This is a genomic window from Mycobacterium sp. HUMS_12744610 (assembly GCF_041206865.1).
GTDB classification, from domain to species: domain Bacteria; phylum Actinomycetota; class Actinomycetes; order Mycobacteriales; family Mycobacteriaceae; genus Mycobacterium; species Mycobacterium servetii.
In genome coordinates, this window is record NZ_JBGEDP010000002.1 from 107,224 (window position 1) to 125,588 (window position 18,365).

General features: G+C 65.6%; 22 protein-coding genes. 5 read left to right on the top strand and 17 right to left on the bottom strand.

The annotated features are described in order from the left end of the window. Positions 1-111: 111 nt before the first annotated feature. The 4 genes from AB8998_RS29970 to AB8998_RS29985 all read right to left on the bottom strand — a co-directional run bounded on the left by AB8998_RS29970 (position 112) and on the right by AB8998_RS29985 (position 3,409). The gene (locus AB8998_RS29970) at positions 112-312 is read right to left on the bottom strand and encodes a hypothetical protein (protein ID WP_369741946.1); all 201 of its coding nucleotides are present in this window, start codon (positions 310-312) and stop codon (positions 112-114) included. Positions 313-389: 77 nt separating this feature from the next. Next, on the bottom strand, positions 390-1,064 hold the full coding sequence (locus AB8998_RS29975) for a GH25 family lysozyme (protein ID WP_369742070.1): 675 nt from the start codon (positions 1,062-1,064) through the stop codon (positions 390-392). Continuing rightward, positions 1,061-1,234: a hypothetical protein gene (locus tag AB8998_RS29980; RefSeq protein WP_369741947.1), complete on the bottom strand. Its 174-nt coding sequence runs from the start codon at positions 1,232-1,234 to the stop codon at positions 1,061-1,063. The genes AB8998_RS29975 and AB8998_RS29980 overlap by 4 nt, the downstream gene beginning before the upstream one ends. Positions 1,235-1,645: 411 nt before the next feature. Then, on the bottom strand, positions 1,646-3,409 hold the full coding sequence (locus AB8998_RS29985) for a PE family protein (protein WP_369741948.1): 1,764 nt from the start codon (positions 3,407-3,409) through the stop codon (positions 1,646-1,648). Between the two features lie 814 nt (positions 3,410-4,223). Between AB8998_RS29985 and AB8998_RS29990 the strand changes: the two genes are divergently transcribed. Next, positions 4,224-4,463 carry a hypothetical protein gene (locus tag AB8998_RS29990; RefSeq protein WP_369741949.1) on the top strand — a complete coding sequence of 80 codons (240 nt, stop codon included), beginning with the start codon at positions 4,224-4,226 and terminating at the stop codon, positions 4,461-4,463. A gap of 302 nt (positions 4,464-4,765) precedes the next feature. Here the strand turns inward: AB8998_RS29990 and AB8998_RS29995 are convergent, their stop codons facing one another. The 6 genes from AB8998_RS29995 to AB8998_RS30020 form a co-directional block, all read right to left on the bottom strand. Then, positions 4,766-4,969 (bottom strand): hypothetical protein, encoded by a 204-nt coding sequence (locus AB8998_RS29995; protein WP_369741950.1) that lies wholly within the window; start codon positions 4,967-4,969, stop codon positions 4,766-4,768. A 31-nt stretch (positions 4,970-5,000) separates the two neighbouring features. Next, the gene (locus tag AB8998_RS30000) at positions 5,001-5,555 is read right to left on the bottom strand and encodes a hypothetical protein (protein ID WP_369741951.1); all 555 of its coding nucleotides are present in this window, start codon (positions 5,553-5,555) and stop codon (positions 5,001-5,003) included. Positions 5,556-5,666: 111 nt separating this feature from the next. After that, positions 5,667-6,356, bottom strand: coding sequence for a chymotrypsin family serine protease (locus AB8998_RS30005; protein ID WP_369742071.1), 690 nt, complete (start codon positions 6,354-6,356; stop codon positions 5,667-5,669). Positions 6,357-6,536: 180 nt separating this feature from the next. Beyond that, positions 6,537-7,205, bottom strand: coding sequence for a hypothetical protein (locus tag AB8998_RS30010; RefSeq protein ID WP_369741952.1), 669 nt, complete (start codon positions 7,203-7,205; stop codon positions 6,537-6,539). A gap of 475 nt (positions 7,206-7,680) precedes the next feature. After that, on the bottom strand, positions 7,681-8,931 hold the full coding sequence (locus tag AB8998_RS30015) for a helix-turn-helix domain-containing protein (RefSeq protein ID WP_369741953.1): 1,251 nt from the start codon (positions 8,929-8,931) through the stop codon (positions 7,681-7,683). Next, positions 8,885-9,226 (bottom strand): putative quinol monooxygenase, encoded by a 342-nt coding sequence (locus AB8998_RS30020; RefSeq protein WP_369741954.1) that lies wholly within the window; start codon positions 9,224-9,226, stop codon positions 8,885-8,887. Before AB8998_RS30020 ends, AB8998_RS30015 begins: the two co-directional genes overlap by 47 nt. Positions 9,227-9,517: 291 nt before the next feature. Between AB8998_RS30020 and AB8998_RS30025 the strand changes: the two genes are divergently transcribed. The 4 genes from AB8998_RS30025 (at position 9,518) to AB8998_RS30040 (ending at position 13,161) form a co-directional block, all read left to right on the top strand. After that, entirely contained in the window at positions 9,518-9,856 is a 339-nt protein-coding gene (locus AB8998_RS30025; protein WP_369741955.1) for an SCO3933 family regulatory protein, read from the top strand. A gap of 100 nt (positions 9,857-9,956) precedes the next feature. Continuing rightward, a complete protein-coding gene (locus AB8998_RS30030; protein ID WP_369741956.1) occupies positions 9,957-11,357 on the top strand; it encodes an FtsK/SpoIIIE domain-containing protein in 1,401 nt (466 codons plus the stop codon). 80 nt (positions 11,358-11,437) lie between these two features. Next, the gene (locus tag AB8998_RS30035) at positions 11,438-12,988 is read left to right on the top strand and encodes a replication initiator (RefSeq protein ID WP_369742072.1); all 1,551 of its coding nucleotides are present in this window, start codon (positions 11,438-11,440) and stop codon (positions 12,986-12,988) included. Beyond that, a complete protein-coding gene (locus AB8998_RS30040) occupies positions 12,988-13,161 on the top strand; it encodes a hypothetical protein (RefSeq protein WP_369741957.1) in 174 nt (57 codons plus the stop codon). Before AB8998_RS30035 ends, AB8998_RS30040 begins: the two co-directional genes overlap by 1 nt. A 217-nt stretch (positions 13,162-13,378) precedes the next feature. On the opposite strand, the gene AB8998_RS30045 is transcribed toward AB8998_RS30040, so the two are convergent. The 7 genes from AB8998_RS30045 to AB8998_RS30075 all read right to left on the bottom strand — a co-directional run bounded on the left by AB8998_RS30045 (position 13,379) and on the right by AB8998_RS30075 (position 18,303). Continuing rightward, entirely contained in the window at positions 13,379-14,818 is a 1,440-nt protein-coding gene (locus AB8998_RS30045; RefSeq protein WP_369741958.1) for a recombinase family protein, read from the bottom strand. 9 nt (positions 14,819-14,827) lie between these two features. Beyond that, entirely contained in the window at positions 14,828-15,202 is a 375-nt protein-coding gene (locus AB8998_RS30050; RefSeq protein WP_369741959.1) for a phosphohydrolase, read from the bottom strand. A 9-nt stretch (positions 15,203-15,211) separates the two neighbouring features. Next, a complete protein-coding gene (locus AB8998_RS30055) occupies positions 15,212-15,475 on the bottom strand; it encodes a hypothetical protein (protein WP_369741960.1) in 264 nt (87 codons plus the stop codon). A gap of 305 nt (positions 15,476-15,780) precedes the next feature. Continuing rightward, complete coding sequence (locus tag AB8998_RS30060) at positions 15,781-16,164, bottom strand: DUF6283 family protein (RefSeq protein WP_369741961.1); 384 nt, start codon at positions 16,162-16,164, stop codon at positions 15,781-15,783. Continuing rightward, positions 16,161-16,601, bottom strand: a complete 441-nt coding sequence (locus AB8998_RS30065; protein WP_369741962.1) for a hypothetical protein — start codon at positions 16,599-16,601, stop codon at positions 16,161-16,163. Before AB8998_RS30065 ends, AB8998_RS30060 begins: the two co-directional genes overlap by 4 nt. Before the next feature lie 113 nt (positions 16,602-16,714). Next, a complete protein-coding gene (locus AB8998_RS30070; RefSeq protein WP_369741963.1) occupies positions 16,715-17,053 on the bottom strand; it encodes a hypothetical protein in 339 nt (112 codons plus the stop codon). After that, positions 17,050-18,303, bottom strand: a complete 1,254-nt coding sequence (locus AB8998_RS30075) for a helix-turn-helix domain-containing protein (RefSeq protein ID WP_369741964.1) — start codon at positions 18,301-18,303, stop codon at positions 17,050-17,052. The genes AB8998_RS30070 and AB8998_RS30075 overlap by 4 nt, the downstream gene beginning before the upstream one ends. Positions 18,304-18,365: the final 62 nt, after the last annotated feature.

Here is an 18,365-nt window from a genome sequence, read left to right on the forward strand (position 1 = left end):
ATCCTCTCGACTGGCTGACCAGGACCGTAACGTCAACGTCGCAGTACGAAAGCAAGCATTCGCTCGACCGTTCAGCAAACATCTTAGGAGTGGCGTCGAATTTCGACGCCTTCACGTCGCGTCGCGACGCATCTGCACAGCGTCCCCCGAAGTTTGGCCGCGTGATCGGGCCATGTAGGTGTCGAGGACGCGCTGCATCTCCAGGACTGCCGGCGCCGCAAGATCCAACCCGCAGGCCGCCAGCAGTTCCTGCCGCGCCGGTTCGTAACGTCGCTTCAACAGCGACGCCGCCCTGGCCGGGTCAACGTGCACCAGGTTTGTCGCAAGTCGGGAATCTACCCCTTGCGCTCGGGACAGGGGCCTGTACCCGAGGGTGTGGCGGCCAGGCGCTATAGCTTTGCCCTGTCGGGTGTCGGCGTGCGGGTGGTCGGGGTGGTGTCGAACAGGACTCGGAGGTCGGTTCCTTGGTAGGCGTTGCAGTCGACGGTGTGTCCGGCGATGTTTGCGCTGTTGGTGAATTGCCACGCGGCGGGGGTAACACCTCCGTAGGGTGCCCATCCTTCGCCGGTATTGCCGCCAGAGTCGGCGTAGATGGTTGAGGCGTAGCCGGAGCCGTCCGGGTACCCGGATGACACCAGGGCGTCGGCCAGGCCGGACAGGGTGCCGCGGCCCTGCTGCCGCCAGTACCACTGGGGGTAGTAGCCCAGCTGCACGATGATCCCGGCGGCGTTGAACGCGTCGACCACGGCGGTGAGATTAGCCAGGTCGCCGCCGTTGTCCTCCCAGTCCAGCATCGCGCGCGTTCCGCCGTTGTTGGCGTGCCAGGTTCGCACCTGCGAAGCGGGGTCGTCGGTCGTCACGTAGTGGTAACCGATGACGGGCAGGTTATGCTGCTGGCACCATTGCCGCACCGGCGGCCAGTACGGGTCCTCGTAATAGTTGCCCTCGGACACTTTGTGGCACATCCCGCTAAAACCTTCTGGCACGAGCTGTTCCAGGAAACTAATCGCGTCCTGGACAGACGACCAGTTGTTGTTGCTGCAATCGGGGTAAAACAGCGTCACGGCCGGTGCCAATGGCCGGTCTGGGCAAGATATTTGGTGATCCGCACCAGCCCATCACGGTCGCGGCGCACCTGCCAGCACAGCCCGTTATCGGTTTTGACCGCGGTGGCGACCGCCCCGGCTTGGCGGCGAACTTCCCCGGCCCGCGTAGCATGACCATGTTTATTCACCGGCGACCCCTTATTCCGTCTTATTCCGTCACGTCACCGGGAAATGGTAGCGCCGATATGCGGGCTGGCAGGTGCCCTCCACCCCACGGTTGGGTGGCTCTGGCATACGGGTGTGACCTTGGGTTCAGATCGTTGGCTTCTACCCCGAATCCAAGCCCATAGGTCACACCCGCACCAGGAGCCACGCCGGTCATGAGACGATAAACGCCGGGGTCCCAGCCCCACACATCGGCCTTTCCGGCACCCTGGGCGGCCGGGGGATCGCACCCCCCGGCTTCCGCCATTTCCCCCAGGGGGATGATCCGAAATGCCGGCTTCGAGCGTGGATCCTGGTGCCCGCCCCGGCCGGATGCCCGTCCTGAGCGATCCGCCCCCGCGGCCGGTCACCGGTGCCGGGACCTGCTGGCGGCGCTACGGCGTTCCGTCGGTCCCTGGGGTGCCGCCGAAAAAGCCGGCGGTGCCGCCGGGACCTCCGTTGCCGCCGCTGGCACCGTCACCGCCGTTGCCGCCGTCGCCGTAGAGCGCCGGGGTGAACTTGCCGTTCATACTTGCCCCGGCGTTGCCGCCGTCGCCGCCGTGGGCGGGGTAGGCGCCGCTCCCGGCGTCACCACCGTTGCCGCCGAATCCGAACAATCCGAGGCCGTCACCGCCGTCACCGCCGTGGCCGCCGTGGCCGAGGGTGGTGTTGCCGCCGTGCCCGCCGCCACCGCCGAGACCAGCGCCTACCAATGCGGCGCCCAGGCCGCCGTCACCGCCAGCACCGCCGTGCCCGCTGGCGCCGGTAGCGGCGCCGCCGGCCCCGCCGCCCCCACCGCTGGCGATGCCCACCAACGTGGCGCCCACACCGCCGTCACCTCCGGCACCGCCGTGACCGCTGGCGCCGGTGGCGGCCCCGCCGGCCCCGCCGGCCCCGCCGTGATCGAGGCTGCCGCCGAACAGGGCGAGGCTGACATCCATGCCGCCGGTGCCACCGGCGCCACCGTGCAGAGCGGCGGCCCCGCCGGCCCCACCGGCCCCGCCGTGGGTGACGTCGAACCCGGCAAGCGCCAAGCCGGCGGCACCACCGCCAGTACCACCCACGCCGCCGGTGCCGTCCACATGGGTGGCAGCGCCACCGGCACCGCCAGCGCCGCCGTGCGCGACGTCGAACCCGACGAAGGAGACGCCAGCGCCGTAACCACCGGCGCCACCCGCGCCGCCGGTGCCACCCGTCCCGGTGGCGGCACCACCGGCGCCGCCGGCGCCGCCCACCGCGTAGTCGATCCCGATTAGGCTGCGGCCCGCGCCGAGGCCGCCGGCGCCACCGTGCCCGCCGACACCGGAGGCCCCGCTGGCCGCGCCACCGGCGCCGCCGTGCCCACCGAAACCAAGAAACAGGCCGGCGTCGCTGCCGCCCGCGCCACCGGTCCCGCCGGTGCCGGTGGTGGCGGTCCCACCGGTCCCGCCGGTGCCGCCCCACGACAGGAGAAGACCCCCGGCCCCGCCGGCCCCGCCGGTACCGCCGGCACCGGTGGTGGCGGTCCCACCGGTCCCGCCGGTGCCGCCGATACCGAACAGCAATCCCGAGACCCCACCGGCCCCACCGGCCCCGCCGGCTCCCCCGTTTCCGGCTCCTGTGGCCGGCCCTCCGGCCCCGCCGATTCCCCCGTCGCCGAACAGCCACCCCCCGGCCCCGCCGGCCCCGCCGGTGGCTCCCGGAGCGGTGCTGGCCCCGCCATGCCCGCCGTCGCCGAACAGCCACCCCCCGGCCCCACCGGCGGTGCCCACACCATCAACGGTGGTGCCGTTGGCGCCGTTGCCGAACAGCGGGCGCCCGGTGAACCGCAGGAACGGCGCGTTGATCGCCCCCGACACGTCACACTCAACGGTGTGCAGGGCCTGCAGGCGGCTGGCGCTGGCGGCCTCGGCCGCCGCGTAGGCGCCCGCACCGGAATTCAGGGTGTCCATGAACCGCTGGTGAAACACCGCCGCAGCCGCACCCGCGGCCTGATAATCGCGCGCGAACTCAGAAAACACCGCCGAGATCGCGGCCGACACCTCATCGGCGCCCGCGGCCGCGATCGCCGTGGTGGCCGGTGAGGCGGCCGCGCGGGCACTGTTCACCGCCGAACCGATACCGGCCAGATCAGACACCGCCGCTACCAGGGCTTCCGGCACCACGGCCACCGACGTCATCGACACCACCACTCAGCCATCAGACCCTCACCCACACCGGGCACAAAGCTACCAGCCCCGGTGACGTGACGCGCCGGCGCACGCTAGCCAGCTGGAGCCCCCGCCCTTGTTGCTCGGCGCGACTTCGGGGCTGGCGCGCGCGCCTCACGCAGACACGTGGCTACACCACGAAACCAGCCTTACCGCCGCGTCTTACACATGGCGCCGACAGTAGAACCAGCCCAAACGCCCAATTCAGCGCGCTTCGTTACTGATAAGACGCGGGCGACCGACGCTATCACGTGACATCGTGTGATGCCATAGCGAAATTGTTTCGGGTTGAAGCAATTTCGCCGTCGACATCGTGGGAGCGGACTGGTGATCTCCTGCCAAATTTCTGTGACATCTTGGGTCACATCTGTCTGTGAAATCCGGCCCATGCCGAGGTGCGGTCTGCTAGCGTCAGCGAACTATGATGGCACCGATTTACCCGCAGCCCGCAGCGGTTTTGCAGTTGCCTGCGGACAAGTCGCAAGCTCTGGTCCAGCAGTTCGGAAAACAGGGTATCGGTCGTAACCCTCAACTGGTCAGCACCACCACTACTCCTAGCTGGTATACTGTCTACATCGTCACCAATCCGTCCGGTGCAACTATCGTTGACGTGGTGCTGGATGGCGCAGGGCGGGCCGGGCGGTGGCGTCCAGCAGCAGTGGAACCGCGGGCGACAACGGGTGGCAACGGCGCTGCTTGCTTCCGCTTCCACACCCGCTTAATCCCAGGGACGAGGCACCGCGAAAGTTACGTCCCACGACCATAGCTTTGCGAGGTTAACGAAATGAGCAATCTGCAAAATCCCGGGGCCGTTGCTGAAGCTCAGCAGCAGATGACGGATGCGCTCAACAATCTCGTCGCCGCGTTCGGCATATTCATTGAGCATGTCATCACAGACCCATCTCTTATTTTCTCAGCAGCAGACCTTATTACGGAGGTTTCAACGTCAACTCCTTCTATAGTTGACGATATCGTCGAAATTTCTGGATGTGCTGCGGAAATCATTGTCGATGCTTTACCGTAGATGCGGCGGGGTGGCATTTCGCGGCCGACAGCGGATAGTTCCGTGTGCCGTTCATGCATAGTTTGGCCAGCGTCTTGGGCTTCTAGGGATATTAACAAGGAGGCTTATTCAAAACCCTGGGTGAAGAATATGAGGCCGCGGATTGCGGTGAACGCGGTCTGGAATGTTGACAGCGGGCGCCGGTAGTCGGTGTGGAGTATTCTCCATATTTTGATATTCGCGAGTCAACGAACCTACAGAAACGTCAGTAGATTCAGGCGAAAGCCACCAATAGTGACTGTTTGATAGATTACGTCAATTCATTAGGGGGCGAAATCCGCGGCAAGGCAAACGCCTACTTGAACCCAGTGCAGTGCGATATCGGCGGCAAGAAAAAGCAACGACAACGCTTCCAAGAGGTCATCGAGATCATCAAGGATAAGATGGCCCGTCAAAAACCCGGCGAATGCATTGGCAGCCTCGGTGACAATTCCATAGAGCGCTATCAGGAACTGATCTTCTGTCACGTTCTCGACATTACCACCAACTCAGCTTCATTCAACCCCCGAAACCACTGCCACGTAGCGAAAGTTGACTGCTTGATCCTTGGGTCGTCAGTGTGGCGCGACGCGTGTGGCCGGGTGTGGCTGTTGTGATGTTTGGTCGTGGGTGTGACGAGCCGGGATCGGGTGTCGTTCGGGGGTGTTGGGCGGGGCGGTCCGACGGGCCGCCCCGATAGACCGCAGCCAACGCACGTAACCGCACCGCCAACAACCGATTCTGCGCCGTCGTCTGATCCAACTGGCGCTGGATCGCTTCCAAATCCTGATCCATCGTCGCGACCACCAGCTGCGCACCCGCCCGGGACCTTCCCAGCAGCGCATTCACCGCGCTCGCCGCCCGCGCCTGATGGTGAATCGCACCCGATCGCGCGGCCCGGGTCAGCAACAGCCCCGCCAGGGCAAGGTCAACGCAGGCGAGCTTGATCGTCCTGTCCCAGCTGCTGCCACCTTCAACGATGGCAAACCGCTGGAATGATCGACCGACATCAGACCGGCCGCCGAACTCGCAAATCACCGGAACAGAGGTCGCCTGACAATTCCCGATCGACAAGGATCGACATTCCTCCTCGTAGTACAGCGACTCCAGTCCCTGAACAAGCCGTCCAAAGTTGACTCAGCCTCGATATAATGGCCAACGCACGCCGGCCTTGGACTGCCAGCATTAGGCAGGAACCGGGATGTATCCCGCGCCGGGGCCACCAGTGCTGTTGACATCATCAAGGATGGCGCTGAACGTCGTCATCTCTATGAATTGATGCGGCGGCGCTCCCTGCAGGTCGGGCGGGATGAACATGCCACCGGTGATCAGGCCGAGAAGCAGGCCATCGGACGTGGCCGGGCCGCCGTCATCGCCTGGCTGATAGGCGCCCCCGCCCATGGACATTCGCCGGTTCCGGAATGGAAGGGAGCCGATGCGGCCGCAGAAGTCACCGGTGGCGGCCCCGAGTCGGCACACTGGCTGGCCCCGCTCGAAAGGGCTGGTGTCGATGCCGTTGATGACGAATCCGGCGAAGTTAGCAATCGGGGTGATTTTGGCGGGGTCGAATTTGATCACGGAGTACTTCAGACCAGGGTCGTTGGCAAGGGCCACCACGGTGCCTACGGGACCGAGGTTTTCCGAACCCTCGGCAACCACTGGGGAGTCAGGTCCGCCGCAGCTCGCGGCGGTGAACCCAACCAGGTCTCCGGTTTTGTCGTGGCCGATCGTGTTCAGCGTGCAGTACGTGCCGTCGACGATGATGCCCGCTCCGCCGCCCAGCGGGAGCGCCGCAGAGGCGGCGGGGGCACACACGACGGCAAGCAGCAGCACGGACACGCACACTCCGGCCCACCAGCGATATCCCGCCCGCATCATCGACAGCCTCCCCCGCTACCGGGTCGTTGGTCACTCGTTCAGTCACGTCATCAGGGGTGTCAGCATGGGGCGAAACCCATCCCAATCATCGCGGCACGGCAGCGGCGGCCATGCTGATTCCGCGACCTAAGAAACAGGACTGGGGGCGCGGCGCGGTCAATCGCAAGCATGCGGTGGTCAGGTATGGAAGTAGAGGTATACGGCGCCGTCACCACCGTTGCCGCCCGGTGCGTTAGTGCTTGAGGCACCACCAATACCTCCGGCTCCGACGGTTACTGCGATCTCGGTCATCCCGGAGCTGATGGTCTGGGTGTATCGCTCGACCCCGCCACCGCCACCGCCGCCCCCGCCCTCGGTGCCAGATGTGCCGCCAGCGCCACCGCCGCCGCCCCCGCCCGGCGACGCACCGTTGCCCCCAGCGCTGTTGTCACCTGCGGCACCGCCGATACCGCCCGTGTAACTTTGCCCATTGAAGATGACGCTCGGCGAGTCACCACCGTAGCCCGCAGTGCCTCCATCGCCTTCGCCGCCTCCGGTGCCGCCGGTGGCATATATCGAGACACCTCCACCGTTCACCGATGCGGTCGTTTCGCCGCCGTCCGTCCCGCCCGCGACGCCGGACTCGTCGTCGTATCCGCCGCCGCCACCACCACCGCCACGCGCGATCATGTCGACCGAAGTCGCACCGGACGGGATCTGGACGGTGTAGGAGCCGGGAGTGGTGATGCTCACCAGTTGAGGGCTACCTGCAGTGCCCTGTTTCTGGAACTGTTGCACCAGAGACTGAGCCTTGTCAGTAAGTTGCTGGAAAGTTGTTGCGAGCTGCGGGTAGTTCGGCGTAGTCATAGCTCCTGAACGTAGCAGGCGAGACGCTGCGGCGTCAGGGGTTTCCTCGGAATTTGAAGGACGAAACCGCGCCTGATAGCAGTGAAGAAAGTCCTCACCGCCGATGTCAGACATCATTGTTTCAGGAGTCGGTCGTGATCTGATCTGCGCCAGCGAGGGCGACTCGACGGCTGCGCCTGGGAGCGCCATGCGCACGATCGTCGCTGCCCGATGTCCGGCCGGCCGGCGGAAGTTCTCTCACGGCTCACCGGTGGGCTGGTCTCGGTGGCGGGTGGCGGACGCAGGGCGCAGTGCAGCGACCGGCGCGGACGGAAGCGCCAGCGGACGGAAGCAGAGGGAGCGCAGCGGAGCCCGGAGGTAGCCACCCGCCAGGGCGGATCTGCTCAGGTGGGTGGTGAGCTGTGGGAACGGTGCTGCGGTGGCCGAGGCGGCGGGCCGGCAGCGGCCGTGTCGCGGGGATCGCGGGAGTGGGCGTTTACCCGTAGAGGCGTTGGCGGAGTTCACGCAGGCCGGACAGGCGCGGGCGTCGGTGCAGGGCTTCGATGTCGTCGATGAGTTCGGCGACGCGCGGTGATTCGGCGAGTTCTTCGGCAGCGATCTGTTCGGCTTTGATCAGGGCCAGCAGTGCGCCGCGCCCGGAGCGGGTGAGCAGGTGGGCGCGGGCGAGGTCGACCAGGTACCGGGCTTGCCGTTCGGGTGAGAGCTGCTCGGGGTGGCGGACATGGGCGGCGCGGTCGAGGGCTTGTTGTCCGTTGCCGAGTTCGACTGCGACACCGACGGCGTGCATGGCCACGTTGGTGGGTCCGAATTCGGTGTCGTGGTGGTTGCGGTCGGCGCTCAGGACGGCGGCGAGCCGGCGTGCCACCGTCAGACATTGTTCGGCGTCCGCGGTGTTGGCGTCGCGGGCGTGCAGAATCGCCAACAGCAGCGCGCTGGAGCCCACGAGTGAGATCAGGGCGTGATCGCCGCCGGCGATGATGGATTCGTGTCGTTGGGTTGCTTGGGTTAAGACGTGGCGGGCCAGTGCTTGTTCGCTGGAGTCGAGCAGGGTGCGGGCCATGCGTAGTTGACCGGCCAGGATCAGGGCGGGGTCGTGGGTGCGTTCGGCGGCGGCGATGGCCCGGTCGGCGGCGACCCATCCCGCACCGCGGTCACCGACTTTGACCAGCATCGCCGCGGCGGCTTGATAGGTCTGGGCAAGAAGCGGAAACAGTTCGGGACGTTGGGTTTTCGCGGCGGTGCGGCTAGCGTTTTCCAGCTCGCCGATCAGGGCGGCGATGGCTGGTCCCATGTCGCGGTAGGCGCTGGCGTGGATGCGCTCCCAGATGTGGCCGGTGCGTTGTCGCAGTGATTCCACATCGCAGGGTGGACCGTCGGCTACCGGTGTGATGATGCTGTCGGGGGCGGGGTGTCCGGCGATGGCCAGACGAAGCCGCTCCACGTAGGGCCGGTTGCGGGCGGTCTCGGCGTCGGGTCCCAGGGCGGCTTCGATGAACTCTTGCAGCGGGGCGCCCAGCAGCGCGGCGAGTCGCCCCAAAACCGTGATGTCGACCAGCGGCAGTTCGCCGCGTTCGATCTGGGCGATCCAGCTGACCGATTTGTGCATCTGGCCGGCCAGGCGCTCCCGTGACCAGTTCTTTTCTTCTCGGTAGGTACGAACCAGGTCGCCGGGTGTGGGGTCAGCGCGGGGCACCGTCGCCTCGAAGGGGCCTTCCGTTGATCGCACCGGCAACGGGGGTAAGTGTCCACACCTCGGGCGGGCCGGCCAGATGCTGGGTCCGCTCGGCCAGGAACCGGCGGGTGTGCGGCGCGGCTTCGTGTGCTTGGAACGCGTCGTGGCTTCGGTAGCACTCGTAGAACACCCGCACGCTGGGCTCGTCGGCCTGGGTGTGGCTGGCATACACGATCGTGTCGGGTTCCTCGGTAGTGATCGCGGCCAATGTGTGCGCGACGAGTGCGTCGAAGGCGTCCTCGTGTCCCGCGCGAATAGTGAACCTGACCAGCAGTGCGAACAATGTCACTCCCAACGTGCGACACGGCTGTGGCGCGTTGTTGTCGTTCTCGTGTGCGCGGTTGCAGCACACCCTACCGGGCTGCCTCGTTGGCGGCGTTGACGACAAGAGCGGGCACCGGCGGGGGCGGCGGCAACCCGTGAATCCACGCGCGACGGTGCGAGGCACCGCACAGTTTTGCACAGCCGCGCTGTGTGTTTTGGTCCTCCGTTCTCGACCTTGGCTGGTGTCGGGCTGCACTGGGTGGCGCGTCCAACAACACCGTTGGGCCGCTCACCAGAGAAGACAGGACACATCATCATGAAGTTGCGAATCGAGACCACCGGCGTGACGTTTCTGTGCACCCGGATTCCCGAGCAGCGCACCAATTTCGACACCGGCGCACCACGCATCGACAAGGCGACCGGGCAGGCGTTGTGGCAGGTCCAGCTGATCGCCCTGGACGCCACCGGCGGCGAGGTGCTGGCAGTCACCGTGGTTGGCGAGCCGAAAGTTACTGTCGGCCAACCTGTTGCGGTGTCGGATCTGGTGGCGTTGCCGTGGTCCCAAGACGGCCGCTCGGGCATCGCGTATCGCGCCGAGGCCATCACCGCCGCCGACCCGGCAGCGGCCGCGAAGGCGGGCCAGCAGGCCCGGTAACCGAAGGGCTGGCCCGGCAGCACCCGCATGAGCGCGGTGTGGCTGTCGGGCCGGCCGCCCCGGCAACACCACAACCCGTCGCAATGGAAAGCGTGCCATCATGTCGAACACCTCAAACCGCTACAACCGCAACACTAATCAGTCATCTGATGATGACTGGATCGGTGAGTTGATCTGGGGATTGGTCAAAGCCGCCGGGCAGCTGCTGTGGTGGGCAATCCTGTTCCCGGTCCTCAGTATCCCCGTCATCGTCTCGATCTGGGTCGCCATCGGCCACGGCCCCCGCGCAGGTGCGCTGACCGCCGCCCTAGCTGCTGCGGCCTATATCGGCTGGGCAGCGCTGGAGCCGTCCTCGTTCACCGCGTGGGTAACCGCGCCGGTGCGCCAGCGCTGGCTGTCGTGGTGGCGGTATCACCGCACCTGGGACTCGGTGTGCGCGCTGCACGGTTTGACCGCCCGGCTGGGTGAGCGCACCCTGATACCCGCGGTGCGGTCGGTGCAGATCGGAGACCACGCCGACGTGCTCATCGTGCGGCTGGTGGCCGGCCAATCGATCCGTGATTGGCACAAGTGCGGCGACGCGCTGGCGGCGGCGTGGCGCGCCAATCGGCTCATGATCCGCGCCACCACCCCCGGTGAGCTGCGGATCATCATCAGTCGCGGTGACGTGCTGGCCCAACCCATTGCCCTGCCCATGCCGACGCGGGCAACCTTGGTCGACTTGACCGCGGTGCGGGTCGGGATCACCGAGATGCGGACCTGGTGGCAGCTACCCGTTGTGGGCCAGCACATTTTGATCGCCGGTGCCACCGGAGCCGGGAAGGGCTCGGTGTTGTGGTCGCTGATCGCCGGACTGGCACCACAGGTCGCGACAGGGCGGGTGCGGTTGTGGGTGATCGACCCCAAAGGCGGCATGGAGCTGGGTGCGGGCGCCCCGATGTTTTCGGTGTTTTGCCACCACACCGGCCAGCCCACCGTTGAACTGCTGCGCGGGCTGGTGGGGTTGATGCAGGCGCGGGCCAACCGGCTGCGCGGACACACCCGCCTGCACGCCCCCAGCACCACCGAGCCGTTGATCGTGGTGATCATCGACGAGATCGCCGCGCTGACCGCCTATGTCAGCGACCGCAAATTGCGCACCGAAACCGAGCAACTGTTGGGCCTGTTGCTCTCCCAAGGCCGCGCGGTCGGGATATCGGTGGTGGCCGCGGTGCAAGACCCGGCCAAAGACACCCTGCCGGTGCGGCAGTTGTTCACCGTGCGGATCGGGCTGCGCATGACCGAAGCCACCCAGACCGCGATGGTCTTGGGTCAAGGAGCCCGCGATGCCGGCGCCGAATGCGACCTGATCGCTGATGCCACGCCCGGTGTCGGGTACGTGATGATCGATGGCACCGCCGACCCGATACGGGTCCGGGCCTTTCACGTCACCGATCGCGATATCACCTTGTTGGCCCGCACCTTTCGGGCACCGCGTTCAGGCGAACAGGGAAATCGGTGAAGACCGTAACGACGCAGAGCCCGGTGATCGTGCTGCCGGGCCTGCCGGCCACCATCGATGCCGATGCGGTGGTCACCCAGATGTGCCGGCGCGCCTCCTCACCCGGTTTCGGGTCGTGGTGGCGGCGAGTGGAATCGGTCGGTTACTGCGCCCACCCGATCCAGCTGCTCGGTGCCGACACCGCCGGGCGTCAGCACACGGTGTGGACGCGCTGCAACAACCGCCGCGCGTCGGTGTGCCCGTCATGCTCAGACCTCTACGCCCGTGACACCTGGCAACTCGTGCACGCCGGAGCCGCCGGCGGCCACCACGACATACCCGTCGAGGTCGCCAACCGTCCGCAAGTGTTCACCACCTTGACCGCCCCCAGCTACGGGGCCGTGCATAACGCCACCGGAACCCCGTGTCACGCCATACCCAACAGGTCGGCGGGCCGCTGCCGGCACGGAAACTGCCTGCGCTGCACCATAATCCACAGTGTCGATGACCCTGTGGTGGGCCAACCATTGTGCGCGGACTGCTACGACTATCTGGGACATGTCTTGTTCACCTGGCATCTGCCCGAACTGTGGCGGCGGTTCACCATCGCACTACGGCGCGCCGTGGCGACGCACCTGAAAACAGTTGGCGTCAAGCCCGGCTCGGTGCGGGTCAGCTTTGTCAAAGTCGTTGAATTGCAAGCCCGCGCCATACCCCACATCCATGCCCTGATCCGCCTCGACCCGCCACCCGCCACCAACGACACCACGAAATCAGGTGACCACGATCGTCACGGCCCCGCCGCCCCGCGGGGTGGTGGGGTGTCTCGTCCGGTAGCCGAGCAGCATCCCGGCTGGTCGTCACCGATCACCGCCGCCGAGCTGGCCGCCTTGATCCAACACGCCGCCAGTCGCGTCAGTATCGACGTGCCCGCCGGCGACGACGATTACCCCAACCCGGGCGGGGTGCGCACGGTGCGGTTCGGCACCCAAATTGATACCCAACCATTGACACCCGAACCAATAACCGCAAGCGATTCCGAAGTCGACGACACCGCGCGCATGACGACATCGCGGTTGTCGCCGCGCAGGGTTGCGGCATATCTGGCGAAATACGTCACCAAATCCCTGCACGACTTCGGCATCACCGCGCGCCGGCTGTCCGCAGAAGCGATCGGCGAACTCGACGTTACTGAACATGTGCGGGCCATCCTGTCCACCATCGCCGGACTCGCCGAACACCCAGCCTCCGCAGGCCCGTCGTTGGCGGGGATCGGGCGCTGGCTGCACACCCTGGGCTACCGCGGCCACATCACCACCAAATCGCGGCGCTATTCGACCACCATGGGTGCCCTGCGCGCCGCCCGCGCCACCTGGACCCGTAACCAGATAGCCAAACATTCAGGGCGACAGGACGATACGCAATCCGCCCATTTCGCTGACGACGTGACGGCGAGCACAGGCAGGCAGCAGCAACCGATCGACACCGATGAGATGCTGTGGGAGTTCGACCGCGCCGGACACACCAGCGCCGGTGACCGCGTCCTGGTCATCTCCGCAGCCCTGCGCCACATCAGCGCCCGCATCACCGGTATCACCGAATCCCGGACTGTCTCCACCCGCATCCCGCCGCCACCACGCGGGGCAGGGTGATGGCCACGACGCCCGCGGGCGGCGCCGCCAACAACCACGATGCCGGCGCGGTCCCGCTGCACGAGCGCCCGGAGTTCATAGCCTGGCTGACCGCCTCATGTGAACGCCAGAACTTGGCGGTCACCGTCACCGACCCCACCACCCTGGCCGCCATCGCAACCCTCCTGCGCTAAGCACGCAATGGCACCGTACCGTCACCGGCCAACCGGATAGACGACGAAAGCCGTTTCAAAACAACCCTTCCCGGCGATAAGAGCATTCCTGACGTCTGGGCTGGCGGGCTGTCCAGGCTCGAAGCTGGCTTCGAGCGCGCGCGGCTTTGGCCTTGACCGCCCACCAACCCAGAGACACACTCGGCACTCGCCAGGGATCATCCACGACGCCGAAAACCTAGATACGCCAACAGGGTTGCACGCGGTTAATGTCCAGACTGCGCGAACCCGGGGTGCCCGGTGCGATCACCGCGTGATCCAAGATCGATTTAACGATGCTCCGCTGACGTTCCACGTCGAGGTCGGGCCACCCTTGGCGCAATGCCCCGCCGGTGCCCGCCAACTCATAAACCTCACTGGTATCGGTGGCCTCAGCGATGTCACGCCTGGCCTGCTGGATGCGGCTGGTGATCGGGTCGCGGGCCGCGATCCACTCCCGCGCGCTGATCGCGCCGTCGGCATACAACCCGGCCAGCTCATCGAGGCGCGTTTGATCGGCCTCCACGGCCGCCGCCAACGCCGCCACATCATGATTAGGGCTGGCTTTGCCGGCCAACACCTTCGCCAGATCCCGAGAATCCAGGCGGGTCAACACCGCATCAGTCAACAACGCCTCAACCGGTTCGGCGACCACCGTCAGCCGACCACAGCCGCCATGATCGGGTCCTTTCAGACAAACATAGCGGCGCACCCGATGATCGGGATTACTGTGCCGGGCTTGCGAATACAGCCGATTACCGCAACGCCCACACCGCAGCATCCCCGACAACACATACGTGCGCGCCGCCCGCGTCTTGGTCACCGACCGCGCCGCGATACGCGCCAAGATCCGGTCCCGCTCCGCCGGGGTGATGATCGCCGGCCATTTCGCGGGGCCGATCACCTCACCACGATGCTCCCGCAGCCCGGCGATACGGCCCGAGCACAGGATCTGGCGCACCGCCGAGGTCTGCCACGACTTGGCCACCGCCGGGGAAACGCCGGAGTCGTTGAGCCACACCGTCAACGACAACAACGACTGGCCCGCCAAGTAGCGGTCCACCATCTCACGCACCACCGCCGCCTCCGACGTCCGCAGCGTGATCTTGTCGTCCTCGTAGCCGAACGGACGCACCGAGCCGTGCGGTAGTCCCTGTTCGGCGTTCTGCAACATCTTGCGGCGAATACGTGCGGACTTGCGCCCGGACTCCTTGGCGGCGAACGCGGCGAAAATCCGGGCCATGAACAACCCGTCATCGTTACCCAGGTCAATATCGGCGGTCACGGTAGCCACGTCTCGCACACCCACCGACTCACACAAAGCGACAAACTCTTCCAACTCCACCGGTCGGCGATGCAACCGGTCCAAGTTGTAGACGATCACCGCATCCCGCGCCCCTGATGCCAGATCGGCCAGCATCCGCGCATACTGCCGACGCGGCTTGCCCGAGAACGCCGACACATCGTTATCCACATACTCATCGCCAACCGGCCAACCGCGGTCAGCAGACAGCTTGCGGCAATCCTCCAACTGCCGCGCCACCCCCAACCCGGTGCCCTCCACATCAGCCGAGATACGCGCGTAAATCGCCGCCGACCGCACCCCAGCCCGCTGACCAGCGGATTTCATCTTCGCCATGGGGGTATATTAGCAGCATCTAACCTTGGGATTCGCGGTGATGTTCCATGCGTTGTCGACCAGCTTGACGAACTGGCCGACAGAGTCGGCGCACGCTCGTTGGATCAGCTCCGAGTACGTCTCACCCGATCTGCGGGTGACCGATTCCACCCCAGCAATAATGTGCGCGGGAATCCCTGCCCGGGCCAGATCCTCCGCCGTCGCCGCGGTGTCTTCGAGGACGTCATGCAGCCACGCAGCTGCGACCACGTTAGGTCCAAACACTTGCGCCGCCGAAGCGATCGGCACGAGGTGCCCCTCGAAGTACTCCCGGTCAGCTTTGTCTCGCTGCCCGGTATGTGCGCGCCGAGCGAATTCCCTTGCTGCGATCACATATTCGGACATCGCCGCCCCCTATGGGTGCTTGAAGATGGCCTCGATTCGTGGTCCATCCGTTGACCAAAACACTTTGTAGTCGCCGAAGCCCGGAACCGGCAATCGCATCCTGATTCCCTCTGCTGTGGTGATCGCCGTCGAGTAGAACTGAGCCTGCCCGGGCGCTCGGAAAATGAGCTCGATGACGTCGAGCACCGCGTTGTACAAGTCAATGTCCGCACCCTGCTCAAGGTCATCGAGTTGACCGTCAGCGACAGCTGAGTAGTCGCCCTCCGAGCTCACGTGCGTTTTGCCCGAGACCGCCGCACTGTGGCCGAGCCCGCAGCCCGAGACAGCAGCTCACGCAGTTCGGGCGTCGAGTCATATTCATGCTGTGCTTCGGTCACGACGTGTGCCGGCTGGAGCAGAATGCTCCCGTCTTCGTTGACCCGCATCAAGAACCGCGCATTCGGCTGACCTGGGAGGACAGCACGGCTTCGCGCGTCAGTTTCGATAATCGCAGGTTCCATGCAGCAATACTACCGCCCATTTTCCCACAATGGGAAAAGTGCGCCGTCAAGCGTTCGGCCGCGATATCACCGCTGCTGTCACCCGAACAGCAGGTTCGAACACGGCGCGTCGGCGCTCTTCACCCCGTTCCGTTCGGCCATCTCGTCGTAGGAACCGAACAGATCGGGCCAGTCCTCGCCAGGCTGGAGGACACCAGCCGGTAGGCGACCGAGCGCGACTGCGAGCCGGATACCGAGGTGCTGAGTTCCGGCGATCGCGAGCCAACCCGCACACGCTCGGTCCCGCCCCGACTCTGATTTGTGGCAGGCAAAGATTGGCGCACCGAGTTCGGCTTCTCGTCCGGGTACTCCGGCCGTCGCACGCAATGCGTCATACCTCTCGGCCGGGAATTCGCCCGCCGCAGAATCCCTGCGCCACGGGCAATTAGCGCATGGCCGAACACAGTACGGCAGCTTGCTCATGCTTCGGTTAAGGCTGGCTTCGCGATCGGATGGGCGCGAAAGTATGCCAAGAACTCACAGAGCCCACCCTGCCGTAGGAGGTCTTCGCTGATATCCAAGTCGGCCACCTCCAGGAGAAACATCGCGGCCTGCTCCGGGGACACAAACCGCGACTCGTCAACGCTCACACCGTCGGCGGCCAACTTCTCGACCGCGTACATACGCTCGCTCCGAACCACGACATGGCCGGGAAACTCAAAAGCCGCCCGCTGATCACGTTCATCGGCCATCGGCAGGTAGGCAAGAATTTGAGACGCTCCCGCTGAGTCCTTCTCAACGACCGTCAAGAACCGCGCAGGTCCACGACGCCGCCCAGTATGCAGCCAATCCCGATGCACTCTCGCCGCCCGAACACGGACCAATAGCGCATCGACTGACATCTGTTCGAAGCTATTCATCTGACGATCCTCCTGCAGTCCACTCCAAGACGCCATTGAGTTTCGCGGCTCTCCCGACCCACGCTGTCCCTCTGCCCTCTTCGTTTCCCTCATGCAGACCCCATACCTTCCGGTCAGGCTCGGCCGTCTATTCGAACTCCGACCACGGCCCAGGACGTGCCGTCGGGGCCGGTCAGTTCCCACGCTGGGTAAGCCCAGTCGTCCTCGTCGAACTCTTCGCGCTGCACACAGGTCAGGGTGAGCTGTTCGAGGCGTGGCGGGCTGCCTGGGACGTATCGGTAGACAGTCGCTGCGTCGGAGTCTGCATAACCGTAGTGATGTGCTTCGATATCGCGTGCGAGTCGTTCGGTGAGTTCGTCGACGTCGACCATGCGGGCCGGGCTGTGTTCCGGATCGCCGTAGTCGTACACGAACCGCTCGCTTGTTCGGTCGATCGTTTCTGGGGTTGTCATGCTCCGCTATCTCCCTCGTCGGTTTCTGCCATGTTGACGATCACTCGCCGTCGCGGACGAAACTCGTTCGCGCGCGATCGTTCTGGGCCGGTCCCGCCGCCCCAGACGTAGGGCATTCCCAGTGCGCGCTCGGCGGCCTTCGCCACCTTCGCTAAGGTGTGTGCCTCTTGTTCAGATCGGCCGGTGCGATCACCATCGGTCGGCGATGAAGGCTCCGCGGCGCTGGCGTGGCGGACGAATCCCTTGAATCCGGGATGGTCGACGACCTCACTTATCGGTATGTCCTGACCGTCGGTGCCAATGAGCCGTCCGGGCTCGGCGACCAGGACCGCGTGGTCGTCGAAGATGCCGAGATCGCCCGCCTGGAGATCATCTGTCTCGACTGGCACAAACCTCGCAGGACTTGGCGTCATACCGCCGCCGCGAGCCACGGCAATGGGCATGCGCTGCGGGCGCAGGGAATCTATGCGCTGCAGCGGCGAGCCCATGCGCTGCAACGGTGACATATCAAACGGGCTCAACAGGCTCTGCTCGTACGCCCACGCGGACAGCCCGCTGTAGCCGCCGGCGACGTCGACTTCCGGTGGAAGGAGCCGGCCGTCACCCCGAAGCTTCCGCAACGCCGCCTGGAGTACTTCACGTCCCGCATCCGGATCGAGGCTGTCAACCCGCAGCTGGTAGATCTCGCCCGTGTCACTCAATTCGAGGCCTTCAACGGCGCTCACGCCGTCGCTACCGACGCGGGTTGGCACGCTGCCGTACAGCATCGACGATTCGGCGATCTTGTCTGCCCGGTGTGACCACGTCAGCGTGTGAACGCGTACCGCTGGCGGTGGTTCAGCCGATTCGACGATGATGGGGCCCTCAACGAAGTCCGCGTCCGGGGTCACCGCGTCGGAGATCTCGACGAATTCCGTTGCCTTGTCGGCATTTGTGAACACCGCAACGGGTGCCGCCTCGCCCCGGTCGTACGCGCTGCCTTCGTTTCGAACGACAACGTGGACTGTTTGGTTCGCCAAGACGTCTTCCAGGCCTTCGATGTAGTCGGCGGTGTACAGCGCCGCGGTGAGCACCATCGAGTACGGCACTTCGAGCGTCTCAGCGATCCGGCGCAGTGTGGCCGGCGCCGGGAAGCTCGTACGCCAGCCGCGCACTGTCTGACGGTTGGTTCCCATTCGCTCCGCGAACGCGGTCAACGTCTCGCCGCGCTCGTTGATCAGCCGATCGACCAGATCACCAAGGCTCTCCATGGGAGTACCGTACCATCCGCCCGGCATGTATTACATACCGCTCCGGTCGGTGACGGCATCTA

Coding starts and splice junctions, on each gene's coding strand:
- AB8998_RS29985 (WP_369741948.1), bottom strand. CDS start 3,409: ATGACGTCGGTGGCCGTGGTGCCGGAAGCCCTGGTAGCGGCGGTGTCT.
- AB8998_RS29990 (WP_369741949.1), top strand. CDS start 4,224: ATGAGCAATCTGCAAAATCCCGGGGCCGTTGCTGAAGCTCAGCAGCAG.
- AB8998_RS30005 (WP_369742071.1), bottom strand. CDS start 6,356: ATGCGGGCGGGATATCGCTGGTGGGCCGGAGTGTGCGTGTCCGTGCTG.
- AB8998_RS30010 (WP_369741952.1), bottom strand. CDS start 7,205: ATGACTACGCCGAACTACCCGCAGCTCGCAACAACTTTCCAGCAACTT.
- AB8998_RS30025 (WP_369741955.1), top strand. CDS start 9,518: ATGAAGTTGCGAATCGAGACCACCGGCGTGACGTTTCTGTGCACCCGG.
- AB8998_RS30030 (WP_369741956.1), top strand. CDS start 9,957: ATGTCGAACACCTCAAACCGCTACAACCGCAACACTAATCAGTCATCT.
- AB8998_RS30035 (WP_369742072.1), top strand. CDS start 11,438: ATGTGCCGGCGCGCCTCCTCACCCGGTTTCGGGTCGTGGTGGCGGCGA.
- AB8998_RS30040 (WP_369741957.1), top strand. CDS start 12,988: ATGGCCACGACGCCCGCGGGCGGCGCCGCCAACAACCACGATGCCGGC.
- AB8998_RS30045 (WP_369741958.1), bottom strand. CDS start 14,818: ATGGCGAAGATGAAATCCGCTGGTCAGCGGGCTGGGGTGCGGTCGGCG.
- AB8998_RS30050 (WP_369741959.1), bottom strand. CDS start 15,202: ATGTCCGAATATGTGATCGCAGCAAGGGAATTCGCTCGGCGCGCACAT.
- AB8998_RS30060 (WP_369741961.1), bottom strand. CDS start 16,164: ATGAGCAAGCTGCCGTACTGTGTTCGGCCATGCGCTAATTGCCCGTGG.
- AB8998_RS30065 (WP_369741962.1), bottom strand. CDS start 16,601: ATGAATAGCTTCGAACAGATGTCAGTCGATGCGCTATTGGTCCGTGTT.
- AB8998_RS30070 (WP_369741963.1), bottom strand. CDS start 17,053: ATGACAACCCCAGAAACGATCGACCGAACAAGCGAGCGGTTCGTGTAC.
- AB8998_RS30075 (WP_369741964.1), bottom strand. CDS start 18,303: ATGGAGAGCCTTGGTGATCTGGTCGATCGGCTGATCAACGAGCGCGGC.